This window comes from Pantoea sp. XAF26B01_ASV70 (assembly GCF_054512635.1).
Genome location: NZ_CM137251.1, coordinates 2,317,833 through 2,338,964 on the forward strand (window position 1 = coordinate 2,317,833; position 21,132 = coordinate 2,338,964).

Below are 21,132 nucleotides of genomic sequence, written 5' to 3' on the forward strand. Positions count from 1 at the left end.
GCGATGCTGGAGACAATTCGCAAAAACGGGGTAACGCTGGCGATTTTTGCCGCGATCACTACCGCCGCCACGGCAGTGGTGAATACCGTAACCAAGCCGACGGTGGAACATCAGACCCTGTTGCAGCAGAAAAACCTGCTGGACCAGGTGGTGCCTGTTGAGCTTTATGACAACAACATCCAGCAGGACTGTTACGTTGTCACGGATGCAGCGCTGGGCAACAGTGCGCCGCATCATCTCTTCCTGGCGCGTAAAGGCGGCCAGCCGGTCGCGGCTGCGCTGGAGACGACTGCACCTGACGGCTATTCTGGTGCGATACAGATGCTGGTCGGTGCCGATTTCCAGGGTAAAGTATTGGGCGTGCGGGTGATTGAACACCACGAAACGCCCGGTCTGGGGGATAAGATCGAACTGCGTATCTCTGACTGGATCAACAGCTTTAATGGCAAAATGGTTCATGGTCCGGCGGATAAAGCTTTTGCGGTTAAAAAAGATGGCGGTGAATTCGATCAGTTCACCGGTGCCACCATTACCCCACGCGCGGTGGTCAATGCGACCAAACGCACCGCGCTGTTAATGAAAACGCTTCCGGAGAGACTCTCTTCGTTACCGGTATGTGGAGACGCAAATGAGTGAAGCTAAAAGCCTGCTGGTTGGTGGATTATGGAAGAACAACTCAGCGCTGGTGCAGCTGCTGGGCCTCTGTCCGCTGCTGGCGGTCACGGCAACCGCCACCAACGCGCTGGGTTTAGGTCTGGCGACCACGCTGGTGCTGACCCTGACCAACAGTTTTATTTCCGCCTCGCGCCGCTGGGTGCCATCGGAAATTCGTATCCCGATTTATGTGATGATCATCGCCTCGGTGGTGAGCTGCGTACAGATGCTGATCAATGCCTATGCCTATGGTCTTTATCAGTCGCTTGGGATTTTTATCCCGCTGATCGTGACCAACTGCATCGTGGTTGGCCGTGCTGAAGCCGTCGCCTCTAAAAGCAGCATCCCGCTTGCCGCGCTGGATGGCTTCGCCATCGGCATGGGCGCGACCTGCGCCATGGTGGTGCTGGGATCGCTGCGCGAAATTATCGGCAGTGGCACGCTGTTTAACGGTGCCGACCAGCTGCTCGGTCCCTGGGCGAAGTCGCTGCGTATCGAAGTGGTCCATTTCGACTCGCCAATGTTGCTGGCGATGCTGCCGCCAGGCGCCTTTATCGGCCTGGGCATGATGCTGGCCGGAAAATATCTGATCGATCAGAAGATGAAACAGCGGGCAGCACTGCGTGCTCAGGCGGCTGAAACCGCGCCGCCTCAGGACGCTGTCGGGAAACCGGTGTGAATCAGACCAAACGCACCGAAATTCTCCGTCGGCTGCAGCAGAATAATCCGCATCCGACCACCGAACTCAACTTCAGCACGCCGTTTGAGTTGCTGATCGCGGTGCTGCTCTCGGCGCAGGCGACCGATGTCAGCGTGAACAAAGCCACCGCAAAGCTCTATCCGGTGGCCAATACGCCTGCCGCGATGCTGGCGCTGGGTGTGGATGGCGTGAAGGAGTACATTAAAACCATCGGCCTGTTTAACAGCAAAGCGGAAAATGTGATTAAAACCTGCCGCATTCTGCTTGAGCAGCACAACGGCGAAGTGCCGGAAGATCGTGCGGCACTGGAAGCCCTGCCCGGTGTCGGCCGTAAAACCGCCAATGTGGTGCTCAACACCGCCTTTGGCTGGCCGACGATTGCCGTCGATACTCATATCTTTCGCGTCAGCAACCGGACGAAATTTGCGCCGGGTAAGAATGTGGAAGAGGTGGAGCAGAAGCTGCTGAAGGTGGTTCCGGCGGCGTATAAGGTTGATTGCCATCACTGGCTGATTCTGCACGGTCGCTACACCTGCGTAGCGCGTAAACCCCGCTGTGGCTCCTGCCTGATTGAAGATCTCTGCGAGTATCCCGACAAAGTCGAGTGATTGCACTGATGAAAGACCCGCTGCGGCGGGTTTTTTATTATCCGGCGATCACTTCTGCTAACGCGTCTCCTGCCCGATCCCCCTTTTCGCTGCTCTCCCTGTTCGTACGAATAACAGTACAGTTTGTCGGGTTGTTACATTGATGTTGATGATGGAAAATCGCCGCCCCTGACGATAAGAAAATGTTATGACACAGTGAGTAAAGTAATGAACAAAAGCGCTTCTGCCGGAAGCCATCCTCTGCGCCTGTTTCTGGCGCGCCTCTGGCCACATCCGCTGGCAGTGAGTAAAAAGCATGTGGTGATCGCCGGACTGGGTGCCGGTATCGGCTTGATCCTGACCAGCCTGCTGAGCCACTGGGTGCTGGGCGAACTGAACCTGTGGTTTGTCGCGCCGGTCGGTGCCTCGGCGGTTTTACTCTTTGGTTTGCCCGCCAGTCCGCTGGCTCAGCCGTGGGCAATCGTCGGCGGCAACAGCCTGTCAGCGCTGGCGGGCGTTACCGTCAGCCAGCTGATCCCGGATCCTGCCCTTGCCTGCGGCGTCGCAGCCTGTGTGGCGATCCTGTTAATGTTCCAGCTGCGCTGTCTGCATCCGCCCGGCGGTGCCGTTGCGCTGACCGCTATTCTGGGCGGCCCTTCGGTGCAGCAGCTTGGATATCACTTTGTCCTGACGCCGATCCTGCTCAACTCACTGACCCTGGCCCTGCTGGCTCTGCTGTTTAATAATCTGGCCGGTCGTCGCTATCCGCATCCGCTGGCCCCGGAAGAAGTTAAACCCGATCCGGTAGCCATGCCGGTCCCGCTGACGCGTGCGGATCTGCATCAGGCTTTACAGGACGGTGAACTGCTGGATATTGACGAGGATGATTTGCAGGCGCTGCTGCTGCGTGCTGAAGAGATTGCCCAGCGCCGTCAGTTCAGTGGCTGAAACCTGTCTGCCCGCACTGTTACATCTTTCACTGTCGGCGCGACTTCTGGCATTCAGGTCTCCCCTCAACCCTGGTCCTGAGAAGTTGATCGCTGCCACAGTTTTACTCTGCCGCTTCGCCCACGCCACTCCGTAACATACTGATAACACAACCGTCCAGGCCGTACGCCCATCGGCTCCTGGGCGGATGCCCATAGAGCTGGCCTTTTCAGCGCCCTACACTTTGCTCTTCTTTACGTTTCTCATGAGGAAGACCGATGGATAGCGCCTTGTCCCCGCAGCACGATGAGCTGATCGCCTCCGCCATCAAAAAGTTCTTCACCCATATCATCCCGATGCTGGTGGTGATGCTGATCATTAACCAGATTGACCGCGCCAATATTGGCTTTATCAAAGCGGAGTTGCACACCGATGCCGGGATCAGCGCGGCGGCTTTTGGGCTGGGCGCGGGCCTCTTTTTTATCGGCTATGCGCTGTTTGAGGTGCCGAGCAACCTGATGATGAAGCGCTTCGGCGCCCGCGTCTGGCTGACGCGCATCATGATAACCTGGGGACTGGTGGTGGTCCTGACCGGTTTCGTCACCTCACCGATCCAGTTTTACCTGCTGCGTTTTTTACTTGGCGTAGCGGAAGCAGGCTTCTTTCCTGGCGTGCTGTTCTATTTCCGTCAGTGGGTGCCCAATGCCTGGCGCGGCCGCGCCACCGCGATGGTGCTGAGTGCCACCGCTGGTGCCTTTCTCTTCTCCGGCCCCATCACCGGCGCGATTCTGATGATGCACAATTTCCTGGGGATTGCTGGCTGGAAGTGGGTGATGTTTCTCGAAGGCGGTGCGTCGGTGCTGGTCGGCATTCTCGCCGCCTGGGTGCTGGTGTCACGACCTGGCGAGGCGCGCTGGCTGAGTGCCGCGGAGAAACAGGCGCTGGTGCAGCAGCTGCAGAATGAAGAGGCGCAGCGTGACGAGCTTAACCGCGAGCCAGGCAAAATGTCGCTGCTACGTAATCGCAGCCTGCTGTTCTTCTGCGCGATCTTTTTCACTATGACTATGACCGGCTATACGCTGGTGTTCTGGCTGCCGCAGATTATTCAGCGCATTCAGGGCTTCAGCAGTTTTGGCATCGGCATTCTCACCGCCGTGCCCTGGCTGTGCGCCATTATTGCTATTAATCTGCTGAGCCGCTTTTCAGACCGCCACCGCGACAAACTCGATAAAGCGCTGGGTGTCGCCATGCTGGTCGCGGCCTGCGGCACCTTTATGGCCACGCTGGGTTCCCCGTGGTTTGGCTTCCTGGCGATGATCGTGGCCTGTATCGGCTCGAAAGTCAGCGCGACCTTTTTCTGGCCGATGCCACAGGGAGAGCTGCCCGCCTCGATTGTCGCGCCCGGCATTGCGCTGGTGAATTCCGTTGGCAACCTTGGCGGCTTCTTCGCACCGACGGTGTTTGGCTATCTGGAGATGAAGACCGGCTCTACTACCGGCGGTCTCTATGCCCTGACCAGCGTCTCGCTGCTGACCGGGCTGTGGCTGCTGCTGCGCCGCAAGCCATCCCCGCCTTCCCTTGATCCTATGGAGAATCAACATGTCAGACAGTCCAGTCATTAAAACAATGCGGGTAGTGCCGGTCGCCGGATATGACAGCATGCTGCTGAACATTGGCGGCGCACACAACTGCTACTTTACCCGTATCCTGGTGATCCTGACTGACTCGGCTGGCCGTACCGGCGTCGGCGAAAGTCCCTGTCACGCTTCAACGCTGGCGCTGCTTGAGCGCTTTCGTCCGCAGATTGAGGGCAGCGAACTCCTGCGGCTGAATGCCACCATCGCCACGCTGTTTGCCAGCGATGCACGGCACCAGCAGACCGCGCATACCGACGACATTCATATTCCGCAGATGAACCCGGAGAAGTTTTACAACGCCACCGCGGCGATTGAAGCGGCGCTGCTTGATCTGCTGGGACAGCACCTGAATCTGCCGGTTGCCGAGTTACTTGCCAGCGGCAAGCAGCGCGATCGGGTGCCGGTCCTTGGCTATCTGTTCTATATCGCCGACCGTAATCTGACCAGCATGAACTATCAGGCGGGCCACGCGGGTGGTGATGCCTGGCTGCAACTGCGTCATGAGAAAGCGATGGACGCGGAAGGCGTGGTGCGGCTGGCGGAGGCGGCAGCGGATCGCTATGGCTTCCGCGATTTCAAACTCAAGGGCGGTGTGCATCACGGCGAAGTGGAAGTGGAGACGGTCAACGCCCTGCTGGCGCGCTTCCCGCAGGCCCGGGTAACGGTTGATCCCAACGCCAGCTGGTCGCTGGATGAGGCCATTTATTATGGCAAACAGCTGGCGGGCCGCATCCCCTATCTGGAAGATCCCTGCGGCGCGGAGCATGGCTATTCCGGTCGGGAAACGCTGGCAGAATTCAGGCGGGCCACCGGCATTCCGGTTGCCACGAATATGATCGCCAATGACTGGCGACAGTTGCAGCATGCGCTGCAGCTGAATGCCATCGACATTCCTCTGGCCGACCCACACTTCTGGACGATGCGTAACGCACACACCGTGGCGCAGCTCTGCCATGAGTGGGGCCTGACCACCGGCTGCCACTCAAACAACCACTTTGACGTGTCGCTGGCGATGGTGGCGCATCTGGGGGCCGCCGCACCCGGTGATCGCCTGACCGCCTTTGATACCCACTGGATCTGGCAGGATGGGCAGCAGCTGACGCAGCGTGCGCCGCAGATTCGGGATGGTTATCTGGAACTGCCAGAGGGGCCAGGGCTGGGGATTACCCTGAATATGGAGCGGGTTGAAGCGGCACATGCGCTCTACAACTCCCTACCGGACAAAAACCGAAACGATGCGCTGGGCATGCAGTTTCTGATCGATAACTGGTCCTTTAACGCAAAACGTCCGGCCATGCTGCGCTGATACACATCATCCTGTGACAGTGTCACAGGATGATTGCGTTTAGCGTTGCGCCAGCGCCGCCTGCATCCAGGCAATCACCAGCGGAGAATCTTTGTCCTGCAGTGCGGCGCGTTCCGACTGAAACAGCGTGGCGACATAGAATGGGTGATCCGGTAGCTCGACGCCACGCACATCGCCCGCGTTGTCCCAGGCAGTAATGCGCAGCGTATTATCGCCCAGCGCTGCACTGAATTCCGGGTTAACACCAAAGTTACAGTGATAACCTTCATCACTCTCCAGCGCGCCATAGGCTCTGGCAATGCGTGACCCGGGTCCGAACCTCACCGCGCCGCGCTGTTCCACCAGCGAGCAGCTCAGCGGGGCAATCACCATCCTTCCCTCGGTGTCTGTCTCGGCATGACTGGCATCCTGCCAGCCCAGTACGTTGCGCGCATATTCGATCAGCGCATACTGGAATCCACCGCAGGAGCCAAGAAAAGGCTTTCCGGTTTCACGCACCCAGCGGAGTGTGTCAAACACGCCGGCATCATTTCGATAGGGGCTACCGGGCACCACCCAGACGGCGTCGCTGAGTTGCAGTTCTGACTCATCCAGTCGGTCAGTGGCGATCCACTCCGCTTCAGCGGTGATATTCAGCCAGCGGGCAGCACGTTCAATAGCAAGGGGGATAGCCTGATGGGCAACCGCATCGGCGCGGTAGTCACCAACCAGAGATAAACGCAGGGGGGACGACATAAACAGATCCTTCTCGGGGAAATGGAGAGGTTACAGTAATGTTAATTTTCTGTCGAGGGCGAGCTGAAAGCGGATTATCGCGATACGTTTTTTAACACGCACGGGCGGCTTTTCACCGGCAGGCTGAGCTGATTTTTATCTTGCCTGCGCCTGCGAGCCCCCTCAGCTCCCGCGTCAGACGAGACGACGCAACCGGTTTCTTTTTTTCCTTTCTGAAATAAATCATCTGTTTGTGCACAGGATCATCATTTGACGTTTTTTGCGGCAATGCCAGGCGTGTAATGTCCAATAATTCGGCAGATTGACTGTGAATTAACCAGCAACCTGCCATTAGTGCTGCCTGATTATCATTCAGCAAACTATTTATCTGGTTAACCGCGCATTAGCAGTTAATGTTAATACTCTCCAGTGCGAGGCGCTTATCCAGCGTTTATGCGCTGCTATTTTCACTACACTCAAAATTAAAAACCAATTAACAGTTTGCTATAAGTTTTTTAACCCAACATTCCAGGGTCGGGCGGGTTGTCAGAAAATTCTTGCCCTGCCGCCCGTAATCAGCCAAATTAGTCGCCGCTTTTCCCTTCTAATAACAATCTTGCGCATGGAAAACTCACATGACGCGGACTTAATTCCTGTCCCGAAACAGGGTATGAAAAAACTGAGGTACATGTGTCAACTGCAAACAAACACACTGATGAGGCTGTCAGTCTCAATGCGTTTAAACAGCCGAAGGCGTTCTACTTAATCTTCTCGATTGAGTTATGGGAACGTTTTGGCTTCTATGGCCTGCAGGCCATTATGGCGGTTTACCTGGTGAAGCAACTGGGGTTGTCTGAATCAGACTCCATTACCCTGTTCTCTTCATTCAGTGCGCTGGTGTATGGCCTGGTCGCGATTGGCGGCTGGCTCGGTGATAAGGTGCTGGGTACCAAACGCGTCATCGTGCTGGGTGTCCTGGTGCTGGCGCTGGGCTATGCGCTGGTGGCGTTCTCCGGTCATAACGTCAGCATTGTCTACATCGGTATGGCGACCATCGCGGTGGGTAGCGGCCTGTTTAAGGCAAACCCCTCTTCGCTGCTCTCTACCTGCTATGACAAAGATGATCCGCGTCTCGACGGTGCTTTCACCATGTTCTATATGTCGATCAACATCGGTTCACTCTTCTCAATGATGCTGACACCGTGGTTAGCGGCGAAATATGGTTATAGCGTAGCCTTCTCACTGTGCGTTATCGGTCTGATCATCACCCTGTTTAACTTCCTGTTCTGCAAACGCATGGTTAAGGATTACGGTTCTAAACCCGATTTCGCTCCGTTGCAGATCGGAAAACTGCTGATGACGCTGGTCGGCATCGTCGTACTGATCGCACTGGCCAACTGGATGCTGCATCACCAGTCTATCGCACGACTGGTGCTGGCGGTGATTGCCCTGGGTATCGTGCTGGTGTTTGCCAAAGAGGCCTTTGCACTGCAGGGTGCGGCACGTCGTAAGATGATTGTTGCCTTCCTGCTGATGGTCGAAGCGATTCTGTTCTTCGTGCTTTATATGCAGATGCCAACGTCACTCAACTTCTTTGCTATCCGCAACGTTGAGCACACCATTCTCGGCATTACTTTTGCCCCCGAGCAGTTCCAGGCGCTGAACCCGTTCTGGATTATGCTGGCCAGTCCGCTGCTGGCGGCGCTCTATAACAAGCTGGGCGATAAACTGCCGATGCCGCACAAGTTTGCCTTTGGTATGGTGCTCTGCTCCGCTGCGTTCCTGGTGCTGCCGGTGGGTGCGAAGTTCGCCAGCGATGCCGGTATCGTTTCCGTTAACTGGCTGATCCTGAGCTATGCGCTGCAGAGTATCGGTGAGCTGATGATCTCTGGCCTCGGCCTGGCGATGGTGGCACAGCTGGTGCCTCAGCGTCTGATGGGCTTTATCATGGGTTCCTGGTTCCTGACTACCGCTGGCGCGGCGGTGATTGCCGGTAAAGTGGCAAACCTGATGGCCGTGCCTGAAAACGTTACCGATCCACTGATTTCGCTGGCGACCTACAGCCGCGTATTCCAGCAGATTGGTATCGTGACGGCGGTGATCGCCCTGCTGATGCTGATTACGGCGCCGATGCTGAACCGCATGGCGCAGGATCCTGACGCGAAAAAAAATAACGTGCAGGCGTAATTCACGCTGCACTTCAGCTAAGCCGGGCTCTGCCCGGCTTTTTTTATGGCTTGCCGCAACGCCCTTCGCAGATCCCTGATCTTTGTCACTGGTAATCCCGCTTTGACTCTTTACTATGCAAGGATCCCATTGCAACAAGGAGTACCTGGTCATGAAACTGTTTTGCAAAGCGGGTGCCTGCTCTCTCTCACCCCATATTGTTATGCGTGAATGCGGACTCGACTTCACTCAGGTGAGTGTTGATCTGGCCACAAAAATCACTGAACGGGGCGATGACTTCCGCCAAATCAATCCTAAAGGCCAGGTGCCCGCGCTGCAGCTCAGCGACGGTTCTGTGCTGACGGAAGGCGTCGCCATTGTTCAGTACCTGGCGGATCTTAAGCCCGATCGCCATCTGCTGGCACCGGTTGGCAGCCTGACGCGTTATCACACCGTGGAGTGGCTCAGCTACATCGGCAGTGAGCTGCATAAAAGCTTTGGGCCACTGTTTCGTCCCGGTTACTCCGATGAGGTGAAAGCGGAGACCCGCAACCAGCTGGAAGCAAAATTCCGCTATGTCGATGAGTCACTGCGCGACAAACAGTGGCTGATGGGGCTGCATTTCAGCGTGGCGGATGCCTATCTGTTTGTGGTGACGCGCTGGGCAAAAGCGCTGGGACTGGATTTATCCGGCTTTACGGCGCTGGGCGCGTGGTTTGATCGTGTCGCGGAACGTCCTGCGGTGCAGGCGGCGCTTAAAGCGGAAGGCTTAGCCTGAGTCAACAGGGCCGGTTATCCGGCCCTGATGCGTTACAGTTTTTCTGCCGCGAAGTGCTGCGTCGGCGTGGCGATGGCATCCTGTGCCGCCACCAGCTGCAGTTCATATTCGCCCATCTGATGGGTTTTCAGCATCACCTCGTATACCGCTGCGGTGACATGCTCCAGCGCATCCTGCAATGATTTGCCGTGCAGCAGATTCACCAGCAGCAGACCGCTGGTGAGATCGCCCACGCCGACCGGCTGACGGACACCGAAATCGACCAGCGGACGGCTGATGTGCCAGGCATCTTCCGCCGTCACCAGCAGCATTTCAAAGCGATCGCTGCGACGACCCGCACGCGCCAGATGCTTCACCAGCACCACGCGTGGTCCCTGGGCAATCAGTGCCCGCGCAGCGTCTACCGCCGCGTCGACGTCCGTGACGGTGCGCTCGCTCAGCATCTCCAGTTCAAGCAGGTTCGGGGCGATAATGTCGCTGGCAGGCATCGCCATTTTACAGTGAAACTCCGCCACACCCGGCGCCACGATGCAGCCTTTCTCCGGATGGCCCATGACCGGATCGCAGAAGTACCAGGCATTCGGGTTGGCCGCTTTGACCTGACGGACAATCTGCAGAATCTGCTCGCCCTGCTCTGCCGAGCCCAGATATCCGCTCAGGACCGCGTCACAGGTCTTCAGGCGGTCGATGTCAGCAATGCCTTTAACAATGTCGGTTAAATGCGTTGCAGGCATCACCGTGCCGGTCCAGTGGCCATATTGCGTATGGTTGGAAAACTGCACGGTATTCAGCGGCCAGACGTTTGCGCCCATACGGCGCATCGGAAACTCAGCCGCCGCGTTACCGGCGTGACCAAAAACAACGTGCGACTGAATCGCTAAAATATTTTTCACTTGTTTGCCCTGTCCTGCCTTGCCATAAAAAAAGGGCCGGAAACCGGCCCTGAAATCTTACTGCCAGTTAATCAGGCAGTAATGTTTCTTGCCGCGACGCAGCAGCGTATAGCGGTTAAACAGTTTGTCACTGTCGCTGAAGCGGTATTCCGCATCGGACTGCTTTTCACCGTTCAGTGAAACGGCATTGGAGCCGATCATGGTGCGCGCCTGGCCACGGGACGGCACCAGCTCTGCTTTCACCAGCGCCTGCTGCAGATCATCGTCAGTGCCCAGCACGATAGTTGGCATACCATCCTGCGCCAGCTGTTCAAAATCGGCTTCGGTCATTTCGCTCACGGATCCGGAGAAGAGGCTGGCAGTAATGCGTTTCGCCGCCGACAGACCGGCTTCGCCATGCACCAGACGCGTCACCTGCTCAGCCAGCACGTACTGCGCACGTGGCGCGGTACCGCTGTTTTTGTCCTCTTCTTCCAGCGCGTTGATCTCTTCCATGCTCAGGAAGGTGAAGAACTTCAGGAAGCGATAGACGTCAGCATCTGCGGTGTTGATCCAGAACTGATAGAACTTGTACGGGCTGGTTTTCTTCGCATCCAGCCAGACTGCGCCGCCTTCGGTTTTACCGAATTTGGTGCCGTCAGACTTGGTGATCAGCGGAACGGTCAGGCCAAAGACCTGGTTCTGATGCAGACGACGGGTCAGATCGATACCGGAGGTGATGTTGCCCCACTGATCAGAACCACCAATCTGCAGGGACACACCGTGCAGCTCGTTCAGACAGGCGAAGTCATAGCCCTGCAGCAGATTATAGGAGAACTCGGTAAAGGAGATGCCCTGATCGTCACGGTTCAGACGCTGCTTCACCGCTTCTTTGTTGATCATCTGGTTAACGGAGAAGTGCTTGCCGATATCACGCAGGAAGGTCAGCACGTTCATGCCGCCAAACCAGTCGTAGTTGTTGGCAGCGATGGCGCTGTTGCTGCCGCAATCGAAGTCGAGGAATGGCGCCACCTGCTGGCGGATCTTTTCAACCCATTCGTTGACGGTTTCACTGGTATTAAGTTTACGCTCTGCGGCTTTGAAGCTCGGGTCACCAATCAGGCCGGTTGCACCACCGACCAGCGCCACCGGCTTGTGGCCGGCATCCTGAAAACGCTTCAGGCAGAGCAGCGGTACCAGATGGCCCAAATGCAAGCTGTCAGCAGTGGGGTCAAAGCCGCAATAGAGCGAAATTGGCCCCTGCGCCAGTTTCTCTGTTAACGCGTCTTCATCCGTCACCTGGGCGATTAGGCCCCTCTCCTGCAATTGTTGTATCAGGTTACTGCTGGTCATTACTGACTCCAAATTGATCAGACTGCACCTATGCTGGTACACAGCTTTCCGCTGAGTTGCGGAATCGAAAAAAATCAGGGCTATAGCATAAAGCGCTGACGCTTTCTGTGCCAGCGCTGATAGGGGCGAATCGTGCAGATTCAGGGTGCCAGACGGTCGATTTTCCAGCCGTCGTGATCGCGCTGATAGATGAAACGATCGTGCAGACGATGTTCGCCACCCTGCCAGAACTCCATCGTGTGAAATTTCACCCGGTAGCCACCCCAGAAGCTGGGCAGCGGCACTTCGCCCTGCTGGAACTTCTGTTTAAGCTCCAGGAACTTTCCTTCCAGAATACCGCGTGCCGAAATACGGCTTGACTGCTTCGACACCCAGGCACCAATCTGACTGTCGCGCGGACGACTGTGGAAATATTTCAGCACCTCGAGGGGCGACAGTTTTTCCACTTCACCCAGCACCATCACCTGACGCTCCAGATAGTGCCACGGGAAGTGCAGAGAGATGCGCGGATTGTGCGCCAGCTGCAGCGCCTTACGGCTGCCGAGGTTGGTGTAAAACACCATGCCCTGCGCATCGTAGTGCTTCAGCAGCACGATACGCTGCCACGGCTGGCCCTGCTCATCCACGGTTGCCACGGTCATGGCGGTAGGATCGGGCAGTTTTGCCTCACAGGCCTGGCTTAGCCACTGTTCAAACAGCGCGATCGGATCGTCCGGCAGATCCTTACGACGCAATCCACCGCGGGTATATTCACGCCGCAGATGGGCAATGGTGTGTAGCGTTTCGCTGTCGCTCATAATGCTCGCCTATTCAGATAACAAGTCAGCTGGCAGGTTGCAGCTCACAATCATTCACGACAATTTTATCGTTACGTTCGATAAATGCGCCGTTTCCTTTGGACCAGAACACATAGGTGTTATCGCTGTAGCGTGCGCCGGAAGCGGATACCGTCTGCTTCAGCGTCAGAGGCTGCCCATCCATGATGAAACTGACCTGCTGCTGCGCCTCGTCCAGCGTCACGGTCAGGGGCATGGTTCCGCAGCGATAGTGCAGGGTCTGCGGCGACGGCGGCTGTTTATGCATCAGGCTACAGCCTGACAGCAGTAGCACCGCGGCAACGGTTAATCCTTTCAACATAAGCGGGTCTCCTTCACGAGTGAAGCTGGCATTATAAGAAGGATTGGGCGCGAAGTAAGTGGGAATCCACGCCAATCTGGCAGATGCTGTCAGTCAGGCTGAATTATTGCGCCTTTTCAGACGGTTGTCTGAAGGCACAGGCCGCGTTCTCAGGCTACGCTCTATAGATCTTAAGCGAGGAGGACAAACATGAAATTTGATAACGAAGATGCATTTAAGCTGGCAGTGGCGTTTATGAACCACAAAGAGAATGCCACCATCGCCAGCAGCTACTTTAAAACCTTTATCGACACCTACCAGAAATTTGACCGCTGGCTGAGCGCATCAGACCCGGTCAGCGCCATGAAAGCAGAAAAAGCGGCCGCCAAAGCGGGCGAAGACTCCATCCTCTGATCCCCTTCTCCACAGGTCCGATAGCCTTCAGGGTATCGGACCTGTGAATCCCGCCAGACATTCACCCACATGCTGACTATTTCCGCACCGCTATTCTGGCTTTTACGGAAATATCCGCTCTGGCTGCCGTGCTTATTTCCCGCATCAGCATCGATCTTATTTCGATACAGCGCATCCTCTGCTGAAATGGCACAGAACGGCTGGGTACATTTGCAATAAATGCTATTTCACGTCGTCATACCCCCTAATCAGCACCACACACTCCGGTTTTGTTTAAAAAACAGGCAGCGAGACGCGACAGGGCCAGCAAACCTGATAAAGCCGACTATGCTGTAAACGTTCGGATATACTTCATGGAGCAGAAAAAATGAAAATGAAATCCCTGTCAGCCATTGCGTTGCTGGCTCTCTCTTTAGGTACGCTGGCAGGTTGTGCCTCAAACCAGTCGATTAAGACCACCGATGGCCGCACGATTGTCACCGATGGCAAACCGCAGATTGATTCAGATACTGGTCTGGTTTCTTACCGCGATGCTCAGACAGGAAAAACTGAGCAGATCAATCGTAATGAGATCAGTAATATGAGTGAACTCGACAACTAATATAAGGTGAATAAGATGAAAAAAGCGCTGATTTTACCTCTCGCCGCATTGATTGGTATGACCGTATTAACCGGCTGCACCCGTACCAGTTATGCGATTCAGACTAACGATGGACGCACCATTATTAGTGATGGCAAGCCTTCTGAATCGGATGCCGGCCTGCTGGCTTATACCGATGCAAATGGCGTGAAGCAGCAGATTAATAAAGCGGACGTTAAAGCGGTCTCTGAAGTACCGAAGAAATAATCCGATCGCTGTTACCCAATGAATAAAGCCGCCCATGGGCGGCTTTATTTTTGTCTGCGCCTGGCACGAAGTGGTGCACAGTCCTGGTTTTATTCCCCGGTGGTTTATAAATCAGAAATATCCGCTACGGCGTGGCCATAATATGGCAGGCAACCGTGCGGATAGTGGTGCAGATAATAATCTGATAACGAAATGCGCTGTTCCGCCCTTATCTGAATTTCCGGCAACTCCCAGCTTTTTTAACCAGCATAATAGCTCATCTTATTTCTCACAAAAAACCTCAGCCTGTTTTTATGCTTTGATATGAGTGGTTTACCGCCTCGATTAAAGGTTCACTTTATTTTCGGTAAATTTTAATCATAGCGCCCTGCTGTTTCCCACCTTTTAGTCCAGAGCGCCTTTAACTAGACTCTTTATATCGCTACTTAATCAGGAGGGTGCAGATGGTTTATCACGACAAAACAACGGGTCATATGATTCTTGGTGAAGCTGCAATTAATCTGGCTTTTGACGAACAGGAGATTACGCTGGTAGCACTGATTCGCCAGCTGAGCGAAATGGCCGAACAGGAGCGCAACGATGAGCGGGTCACGCAGATTGCCGATGCGCGCAACTGGCTCAAAGGTTTTATCGAATCCTCAACGCGTGACCGTGCCGAATTAAACTGGCTGGTCGAGACCGGACAGGCACCGGTTTCCCTTAAAGATTATCGTTAGTTATGTGCGGGTCATTGCTGTTTATTTTGGGTGCCGGGCGCGCGCCTGGCCTCACCGCCAGAGACGCTGGGACAGCGTGGCAGTGGAATAGTGCATGTCGGCCAGAACGTACATTGCAACGCTCTGCACCCGGCTCCTGCGTCCGCCTGAAACGGCTTCCACGCAGATTGATGAGTGCTATTGCTCTGCACTCATCGGCCTGCCATCTGGCCATTAACCGGCCTTCGTCGGCTTCTCTCCACCTGCCGTCACGGTCAGCGCGTCAGCGGCTCCCCGTTTTCAGTCACCTGCAGCGTTTTTGGATGTTTCGCTGTAGGGGTTTCAAACCCACCACGGGCAGCAAAAACAGAACAGCCAATGGCTGCCACAAGTGTCAGTAAGATTGAGGTTTTCACGAAACGCGCCTTAATTTTCTTCGCTACAGGATAAAGCGTGAAAGCCTGGCACATAATCAGATGGGGGGAAAGGAAAGTGCAGAATTTCTCTGTCTGGAAGCCCATGTCCGGGAAGTCTGTTTACTGATTGAGCGGCCTTGCCTGGTTACCCCAGTACTTTCAATGCCAGCGCCAGCGTCTTTTCTTCGTTAGTCACATCGCTGACCTTACCTGCCACCCGCAATCCAAAAGCAATACAGAGAATTAAACCGGCTGCCGCCTCGCTGTCCAGCGTGTTATCGATAGATCCATCCTGTTGTCCCAGCTCCAGCAGCGAGACCAGGAAGCGTTGATTACGCTGAACGACCTCATCAATGCGCTGCGCGAGTGGCTGATCCATCGTCTGCAGCGCAATCGCGCTGGAGACGACCAGACAGCCGCAACGACCCTCGGTGGCACGTGCCGAATCCAGGTAGAATTGCAATAGCTCGGTTATTTTCCCCCGCCCGCTGGCACAGGGTGCCAGACGACGGTGCAACTCACTATTTCTCAGCAACAGATAGCGTTCGAATACCAGCAGGAAGAGCGAGCGCTTATCTTTAAACGCCTTATAGATGCTGCCTGCGGAGAGATGCATCGCCTCACCCAGATCGTTCATTGAGGCCGCATGATACCCTTTTTGCCGGAAAACGATCATGGCGTGATCCAGAGCCTGTTCGATCCCGAACTCTCTGGGGCGTCCCCGCTCTTTGTTTTTATACGTTGTGGCTGTCGTGGTCATTGTTACCGGCCTGGGGAGGTGTGTTGCTGTCAAAATCAATGGCGATTCTATCCCAGGCGCGGGTAACAAGCCAGGCCGTCCGCCACCCGTCACGCGCAGACGGCCCGTTATTTCCCGGACGCGTTAGTATGATTCGCCGCTGTCTGACCAGCCGCAGTCTGGTCTGCGGTGCAAGCCGGACGCGGTTCATTCAGATAAGGATGTTGTCTCTGTGCGGCCTTTTTCCCGCTGCTGGCTGCGCTTCAGCGCGTTTATTTTTATCAGCCATAACGTAAATTGCTTAATAAGCAGGCTGGCGTGGTTTTCATTGTCAGCAAAACATAGAAAGAGTCGGGTTTTTATATTGCTGTTATCGTCGATCGCATAAATCTCATATTCGTCATGATGGCGGGATTTTATGATTGCTGTGAAATGTATTGCGGGCCAGAGCATCACTCTGGCTTCAAACTGCCTGAAATCCATTATATTTACCTGGTAATTTGCTTAAATTACCCGATGAAAAACTACTCATCGGGTCAGGCAAAGCATAACTTCCTGCCACTTTAATCGCGTGATAAAAAAAGCTTTTAGCAGAGGCCGCGGTTTCAGCAGCAGAGGAACATCGGGTCAGCCTTCACTTAAGCGCAACCACAGGCAGATCGGTTATCCGGGTGGTATAGGCAGGCGACAGCATCTCGCGTTTCATCGACCAGGCTTTGTTGATCCCCTGCCCGGCAAACCACAGCTTCCCGCTGCCGAGCTTATTGACTGTGTCGATCAGCTTCATCAGCTCTTCGCTATTGCGGCGTGGCTGATGTTCGTCAAACAGATCAAACTGAGCCACGCCCTGGCTGAAAAAATCCCCCAGCACGATGCCGGCCTTCATATAGCGATGTCCCTCAATCCAGATGTTATCCAGGCACGCCATTGCAACTCTGATGATGTCGCGTGTGTCCTGCGTCGGAATCAGCAGTTGCTCCATCGACTGATTGCCATAAAAGGGTTCGTCAGTCGCATGCGGACTGGTGCGTACAAATACCCCTACCTGACGACAATATTGATTCTCACGGCGCAGCTTCTCCGCCGCGCGCTCGGCATACGCGCAGACAGCCTCGCGCATCTGATCGTAGTCGGAGATACGGCTGCCAAACGAGCGCGAACACATGATTTGCTGTTTTACCGGCGTCACTGACTCCAGCTCCAGACAGGATTCGCCACGCAGCTCTCTGACAGTGCGCTCCAGCACGACGCTGAACTGTTTGCGGATGGCCTCGGTGCTTTGATCGGCCAGATCTTTTGCCGTCATAACGCCCATAGCGTTGAGCCGTTTGCCGATCCGATGACCCACGCCCCAGACTTCCGCCACATCAATCAGCGCCAGCAGCTTTTTTTGTCGTTCAGGGTTCGACAGGTCGACAATGCCGCCGGTTTTGCTCCACTTTTTGGCCGCAAAATTCGCCAGCTTGGCCAGCGTTTTGGTCTGTGCAATGCCGACGCCCACGGTCAGATGGGTCTCTTTGCCTATTCGTTCTCTGACCTGGCGACCAAAGGTCTCCAGCGCCATACAGTTCTGCACGCCGGTGAGATCCATAAACGCCTCGTCGATCGAGTAGATCTCCACCGACGGCGCCATCTCTTCCAGTATGGTCATCACCCGATGGCTCATGTCGGCGTAGAGCGCATAATTTGAGCTGAAGACCTGCACCGCGTGACGCGTTAGTTCTTCACGCATTTTAAAATAGGGCGCGCCCATTTTGATGCCGACTTTCTTTGCCTCGGCGCTGCGCGCAATCACGCAGCCGTCGTTGTTCGACAGCACTACTACCGGTTTACCTTTAAGGTCAGGCCGGAAAACGGTCTCACACGACGCGTAAAAGCAGTTCACATCGACCAGCGCGAACATGGTCAGTGGGTCGCTTTAATAACAAAGGTCACAACGCCAAACACTTCCAGCGCATCTTCGGTCTGGATAGCGATCGGTTTAAATTTGGTATTCATCGGCATCAGTTGCAGGCAGGGATGAAGCTGGAGACGTTTAACGGTGAATTCACCTTCGACCGCGGCGACCACAATATCGCCGTGTGAGGCGGTGAGTGAACTGTCGACCACCAGCATGTCACCATCATTGATGCCCGCCTCAATCATTGACTCGCCGCTGACACGGACAAAATAGGTGGCGCTGGGGTGCTGAACCATCAGCGCATTGAGATCAATACGTTGTTCGACATAATCCTGCGCCGGGGATGGAAACCCGCACGGCACACGTTCGATATATAGCGGTAAAGGCATAACGGCACGAATGTCCGCAGGTTTAATGAATTCCATAATTTCGCTCCTTTTTCAGATTACTGTATATAAACACAGTAATAGCTAATCCCCCTTTTAATCAAGTGACATGGAACATCTTTAAGCGAAAGGGTTGATGGTAATGCACTTTTTTTTAAACGTTTTTTCGCATTGCCGTCAGAGTAAGCAGAAACGGGTTACTTTCGCCGCATCGCCGGAATAGCGTCGATTTCTTCTTACAGTAAAGAATCTTATAAATTCACCGGCTGATTATTTTTACTTAAGGAAAATCTGACAACGCTTCTCTGGCATTCGGAGAGGTTTGAATATTACGGGCGGGCTGGTTATTCTGCTTTTTTAAGCATGGAGGGATTATGGCAGACGACGATCGAATCAAACATCTTGAAGAGGCAGTTGCGCAGTTAAGGGTTGAGACTACGGTATTAAAAGCGATACTCGGTCAGCAAATTGCGCTGAATAATCTCAATTACAAAGGGAAGTTTGACGATGTACTGGCGGCGCTGGCGAAAGAGTATGCCGAACGCGGTCTGGAAGAGGGCAATAACCAGGCTATCCATGATGCCCTGCGTCAGTATATTAAATATGAGCCACCCGCAATGGAATAAGCGGATTTTCCGGCAGCGTCCGATTGCCGGACTTTACCGGCTCCTGAACGCTGCCACCGCCCTGTCCTGCACCGCCTCCGCAGCAGCCTCAGACGATACCGGTTAGTATTTACACCTCGCTGTCACTCTCCAGCGCATCCTGAATCGCGTCGGCCAGATTAGCAACTTCATTCGCCACGGCCTGCAGATCCCAGGCGGTTTTTGAGCCGGTTGCAGAGGTGGAGGCGCTGACGGACTCTTTTGCCACTGACAGAGCAGCAGCCACGGCGACCGAACGTTTATGTTGTTCCTGAGTCATGCCCGCAGGCGGAATTGCGAAATAGTCGTGAACCATGATCATTTCCTTGTGATAAATAAGGAGTCAACCTTAGCCTTCTGCATCAGGCGTGGGAAGTGAATTATGCGGCATGGCCTGTCAGACGCCCAGGATTGCAGCAGCACAATCGCACCTGCCACTTTTCCAGCGCTGAAACCTGTACAACTTTGGCTGAAATCTGCGGAAAAAAGCGATTTTAACGCATTGATGTGTCGTCAGCACAATCCCCAGCCTGCTGGTCTGAAAATCGCCACCCCTCTGAAAATCTCACCAACCCACTGTATTTATTCAATTAACCATCGAAAACCTCTTTTCTCACTTTAAACATGCTTTTTATATACACCACCGACCAGTTAAATTTTGTCAAATTTCATTGTACAACTTTGCGATTCTTGTATAACTTTGTCTCGTGATGTTAAATCACTTGTAACGAAAGGTGCTTTGCACCGCATCTGAAGGTGTTGTGGATTTCCACCTTCAGATGCATTTTTTTTTGCGTCAGCCGGTGACCGGATCTGAATCGACGCGTTCTTCCCCCCATTTCTTATGAGGCCTGACATGCAAACAACGATGAATACAGAGTCTCAGATTTCTGATTACTTCATGAACTCTGGCACAGCGCTGACCACTGAAAAACAGGTTATCGCCGCAGTCCATGCCGAACTTGCCCATGCGAAAACCCATGTCTCCGATAAAGACATTGTGCTGGGCCTGATTCACCGCCTGGAGAGTGAGCGTGACGTGGTTAAGCAGGATATTTACCGTCAGGCGCTTGAACATGTTCTGCAGCGCGCTTCGGCGACCAGCGACAGCTAAAAATCTGTGTCTGTTATGAGGGAACGCGAATTAGCATGGATGCTTTTCCCGTCCGGAATCAGCCCCTGTTATGGGGCTTTTTTTATTCCTCCTGCTCTGAATCACTTGTCCCCTTCACACCGCTAAGATTGCCTGCCCCACCGGACCAGATATAGCTCCGGAAAACACCGTTTTCGCCATTTATTCAACCTGAAATTCCGGTTAATTGCTGTCGTTTCGCTTTATTTATCCGATATCTGTGTCCAGGCTTTTTCTGCATCCACTGCAAACGCAGACGAGGAAAATAATCATGTTTCATCATTCATCAAAACTTCAATTCCCGGTTCGTGTAGAGAAACCCGATCCAGAATTTGCCATGCTGCTCCAGCAGGCCATCGGCGGCGTCGAAGGTGAGATTCGTGTAGCGATGCAATACTTTTTCCAGGCGATGGGCGCGCGCGGTGATGTGCGGATTCGTGATCTGCTGATCTCGACCGCTACCGAAGAGCTGAGCCATATCGAAATGCTGGGCTACGCCGTGGCGCTTAACCTTGAAGGCGCCCCGCTCTCTTACCAGGAAGCGTCAGCGAAAGATCCGGTAGTTAATGCAATTCTGGGTGGAATGAACCCGCGCCATATCCTCTCTTCCGGTCTGGCTGCGATGCCGGTTAACGCCAACGGCATGCCTTTTGATATGAGTCATATCTATGCGTCCGGCAACGTGGCGGCCGATATGCTGGCTAACGTCACCGCAGAAGCCACGGGCCGCGTACTGGCTACCCGCCTCTATAACATGACGGAAGACAAGGGCATGAAGGACTTCCTCTCCTTCCTGATCGCCCGTGACACTATGCACCAGCAGCAGTGGCTGGCGGTGATCGAAGAGATGGGCGGACTGAACGCGTCGCTGCCGATCCCGAACAGCTTCCCGCAGGAGCATGAGGCGCAGGAGCACTCTTACTACTGTCTGAATACTTCGCTGGATAAACCGCTGCCGGAAGGTCGCTGGAGCAGTGGCCCGGCTTACGATGGCCATGGTCAGTTCAGCGCGAAACAGCAGCCAGAGATTCTGGGTGATGAGCCGCTGCTCGGCAATGCGCGTCCCGGTTCTGGTGCGCAGTCAGAGCAGATTGACGGCATTACGTCACCGAAGCCTTAACTGACACAGGCGTGCCGGTCCGGGCCACA

The 21,132-nt window shown here is 54.6% G+C and carries 26 protein-coding genes; 15 read left to right on the forward strand and 11 right to left on the reverse strand.

The window, feature by feature from the left end:
• Positions 1–3: 3 nt before the first annotated feature.
• The 6 genes from rsxG to ACX8ZY_RS10825 all read left to right on the forward strand — a co-directional run bounded on the left by rsxG (position 4) and on the right by ACX8ZY_RS10825 (position 5,811).
• Positions 4–636 carry an electron transport complex subunit RsxG gene (rsxG, locus tag ACX8ZY_RS10800; protein WP_421664955.1) on the forward strand — a complete coding sequence of 211 codons (633 nt, stop codon included), beginning with the start codon at positions 4–6 and terminating at the stop codon, positions 634–636.
• Positions 629–1,333 carry an electron transport complex subunit E gene (locus tag ACX8ZY_RS10805; RefSeq protein ID WP_010245400.1) on the forward strand — a complete coding sequence of 235 codons (705 nt, stop codon included), beginning with the start codon at positions 629–631 and terminating at the stop codon, positions 1,331–1,333. The genes rsxG and ACX8ZY_RS10805 overlap by 8 nt, the downstream gene beginning before the upstream one ends.
• A complete protein-coding gene (gene nth, locus ACX8ZY_RS10810; protein WP_010245402.1) occupies positions 1,330–1,962 on the forward strand; it encodes an endonuclease III in 633 nt (210 codons plus the stop codon). Before ACX8ZY_RS10805 ends, nth begins: the two co-directional genes overlap by 4 nt.
• Before the next feature lie 207 nt (positions 1,963–2,169).
• On the forward strand, positions 2,170–2,889 hold the full coding sequence (locus ACX8ZY_RS10815; RefSeq protein ID WP_010670074.1) for an HPP family protein: 720 nt from the start codon (positions 2,170–2,172) through the stop codon (positions 2,887–2,889).
• 257 nt (positions 2,890–3,146) lie between these two features.
• Positions 3,147–4,490, forward strand: a complete 1,344-nt coding sequence (locus tag ACX8ZY_RS10820) for an MFS transporter (RefSeq protein WP_033771684.1) — start codon at positions 3,147–3,149, stop codon at positions 4,488–4,490.
• Complete coding sequence (locus tag ACX8ZY_RS10825; RefSeq protein ID WP_010670072.1) at positions 4,468–5,811, forward strand: enolase C-terminal domain-like protein; 1,344 nt, start codon at positions 4,468–4,470, stop codon at positions 5,809–5,811. The genes ACX8ZY_RS10820 and ACX8ZY_RS10825 overlap by 23 nt, the downstream gene beginning before the upstream one ends.
• Positions 5,812–5,850: 39 nt before the next feature.
• Here the strand turns inward: ACX8ZY_RS10825 and ACX8ZY_RS10830 are convergent, their stop codons facing one another.
• Complete coding sequence (locus tag ACX8ZY_RS10830) at positions 5,851–6,546, reverse strand: CTP synthase C-terminal region-related (seleno)protein (RefSeq protein ID WP_010670071.1); 696 nt, start codon at positions 6,544–6,546, stop codon at positions 5,851–5,853.
• Positions 6,547–7,215: 669 nt separating this feature from the next.
• On the opposite strand from ACX8ZY_RS10830, the gene dtpA reads away from it, so the two are divergent.
• Together dtpA and gstA are read left to right on the forward strand one after the other, a co-directional pair.
• On the forward strand, positions 7,216–8,712 hold the full coding sequence (dtpA, locus tag ACX8ZY_RS10835; protein ID WP_010245419.1) for a dipeptide/tripeptide permease DtpA: 1,497 nt from the start codon (positions 7,216–7,218) through the stop codon (positions 8,710–8,712).
• 151 nt (positions 8,713–8,863) lie between these two features.
• Entirely contained in the window at positions 8,864–9,469 is a 606-nt protein-coding gene (gene gstA, locus ACX8ZY_RS10840) for a glutathione transferase GstA (RefSeq protein ID WP_010670069.1), read from the forward strand.
• A 32-nt stretch (positions 9,470–9,501) separates the two neighbouring features.
• Here the strand turns inward: gstA and pdxY are convergent, their stop codons facing one another.
• The 4 genes from pdxY to ACX8ZY_RS10860 form a co-directional block, all read right to left on the reverse strand.
• The gene (gene pdxY / locus ACX8ZY_RS10845) at positions 9,502–10,362 is read right to left on the reverse strand and encodes a pyridoxal kinase PdxY (protein ID WP_010245428.1); all 861 of its coding nucleotides are present in this window, start codon (positions 10,360–10,362) and stop codon (positions 9,502–9,504) included.
• A gap of 57 nt (positions 10,363–10,419) precedes the next feature.
• Positions 10,420–11,694, reverse strand: coding sequence for a tyrosine--tRNA ligase (gene tyrS, locus ACX8ZY_RS10850; RefSeq protein WP_122888918.1), 1,275 nt, complete (start codon positions 11,692–11,694; stop codon positions 10,420–10,422).
• Positions 11,695–11,834: 140 nt separating this feature from the next.
• Positions 11,835–12,491 (reverse strand): pyridoxamine 5'-phosphate oxidase, encoded by a 657-nt coding sequence (pdxH, locus tag ACX8ZY_RS10855; RefSeq protein ID WP_010245431.1) that lies wholly within the window; start codon positions 12,489–12,491, stop codon positions 11,835–11,837.
• 25 nt (positions 12,492–12,516) lie between these two features.
• Positions 12,517–12,831, reverse strand: a complete 315-nt coding sequence (locus ACX8ZY_RS10860; RefSeq protein WP_010245432.1) for an MliC family protein — start codon at positions 12,829–12,831, stop codon at positions 12,517–12,519.
• 189 nt (positions 12,832–13,020) lie between these two features.
• Between ACX8ZY_RS10860 and ACX8ZY_RS10865 the strand changes: the two genes are divergently transcribed.
• From ACX8ZY_RS10865 to ACX8ZY_RS10880, 4 genes are all read left to right on the forward strand, one after another.
• Positions 13,021–13,224: a hypothetical protein gene (locus ACX8ZY_RS10865; protein WP_003848989.1), complete on the forward strand. Its 204-nt coding sequence runs from the start codon at positions 13,021–13,023 to the stop codon at positions 13,222–13,224.
• 367 nt (positions 13,225–13,591) lie between these two features.
• The gene (locus ACX8ZY_RS10870) at positions 13,592–13,825 is read left to right on the forward strand and encodes a YgdI/YgdR family lipoprotein (RefSeq protein WP_010245442.1); all 234 of its coding nucleotides are present in this window, start codon (positions 13,592–13,594) and stop codon (positions 13,823–13,825) included.
• A gap of 15 nt (positions 13,826–13,840) precedes the next feature.
• Positions 13,841–14,071 carry a YgdI/YgdR family lipoprotein gene (locus ACX8ZY_RS10875; RefSeq protein WP_010245445.1) on the forward strand — a complete coding sequence of 77 codons (231 nt, stop codon included), beginning with the start codon at positions 13,841–13,843 and terminating at the stop codon, positions 14,069–14,071.
• Between the two features lie 443 nt (positions 14,072–14,514).
• Complete coding sequence (locus ACX8ZY_RS10880) at positions 14,515–14,787, forward strand: hypothetical protein (protein ID WP_010670065.1); 273 nt, start codon at positions 14,515–14,517, stop codon at positions 14,785–14,787.
• 254 nt (positions 14,788–15,041) lie between these two features.
• Here the strand turns inward: ACX8ZY_RS10880 and ACX8ZY_RS10885 are convergent, their stop codons facing one another.
• The 5 genes from ACX8ZY_RS10885 to umuD form a co-directional block, all read right to left on the reverse strand.
• A complete protein-coding gene (locus ACX8ZY_RS10885; RefSeq protein ID WP_158131732.1) occupies positions 15,042–15,287 on the reverse strand; it encodes a hypothetical protein in 246 nt (81 codons plus the stop codon).
• Positions 15,288–15,327: 40 nt separating this feature from the next.
• The gene (locus tag ACX8ZY_RS10890) at positions 15,328–15,942 is read right to left on the reverse strand and encodes a TetR/AcrR family transcriptional regulator (protein ID WP_033771678.1); all 615 of its coding nucleotides are present in this window, start codon (positions 15,940–15,942) and stop codon (positions 15,328–15,330) included.
• Between the two features lie 186 nt (positions 15,943–16,128).
• Positions 16,129–16,404: a hypothetical protein gene (locus ACX8ZY_RS10895; RefSeq protein ID WP_033767133.1), complete on the reverse strand. Its 276-nt coding sequence runs from the start codon at positions 16,402–16,404 to the stop codon at positions 16,129–16,131.
• A 151-nt stretch (positions 16,405–16,555) separates the two neighbouring features.
• Positions 16,556–17,824 (reverse strand): translesion error-prone DNA polymerase V subunit UmuC, encoded by a 1,269-nt coding sequence (umuC, locus tag ACX8ZY_RS10900; protein WP_061901475.1) that lies wholly within the window; start codon positions 17,822–17,824, stop codon positions 16,556–16,558.
• A 2-nt stretch (positions 17,825–17,826) separates the two neighbouring features.
• Positions 17,827–18,246, reverse strand: a complete 420-nt coding sequence (gene umuD, locus ACX8ZY_RS10905) for a translesion error-prone DNA polymerase V autoproteolytic subunit (protein ID WP_010245460.1) — start codon at positions 18,244–18,246, stop codon at positions 17,827–17,829.
• Positions 18,247–18,581: 335 nt separating this feature from the next.
• Between umuD and ACX8ZY_RS10910 the strand changes: the two genes are divergently transcribed.
• Entirely contained in the window at positions 18,582–18,833 is a 252-nt protein-coding gene (locus tag ACX8ZY_RS10910; RefSeq protein ID WP_010670062.1) for a hypothetical protein, read from the forward strand.
• Between the two features lie 109 nt (positions 18,834–18,942).
• Here the strand turns inward: ACX8ZY_RS10910 and ACX8ZY_RS10915 are convergent, their stop codons facing one another.
• The gene (locus tag ACX8ZY_RS10915) at positions 18,943–19,167 is read right to left on the reverse strand and encodes a hypothetical protein (RefSeq protein WP_010245468.1); all 225 of its coding nucleotides are present in this window, start codon (positions 19,165–19,167) and stop codon (positions 18,943–18,945) included.
• Positions 19,168–19,707: 540 nt separating this feature from the next.
• Here ACX8ZY_RS10915 and ACX8ZY_RS10920 point away from each other — a divergent pair.
• Together ACX8ZY_RS10920 and ACX8ZY_RS10925 are read left to right on the forward strand one after the other, a co-directional pair.
• Positions 19,708–19,965: a biofilm development regulator YmgB/AriR family protein gene (locus ACX8ZY_RS10920; RefSeq protein ID WP_022625723.1), complete on the forward strand. Its 258-nt coding sequence runs from the start codon at positions 19,708–19,710 to the stop codon at positions 19,963–19,965.
• A gap of 289 nt (positions 19,966–20,254) precedes the next feature.
• The gene (locus ACX8ZY_RS10925) at positions 20,255–21,103 is read left to right on the forward strand and encodes a manganese catalase family protein (RefSeq protein WP_010670061.1); all 849 of its coding nucleotides are present in this window, start codon (positions 20,255–20,257) and stop codon (positions 21,101–21,103) included.
• The last annotated feature ends 29 nt before the right edge of the window (positions 21,104–21,132 follow it).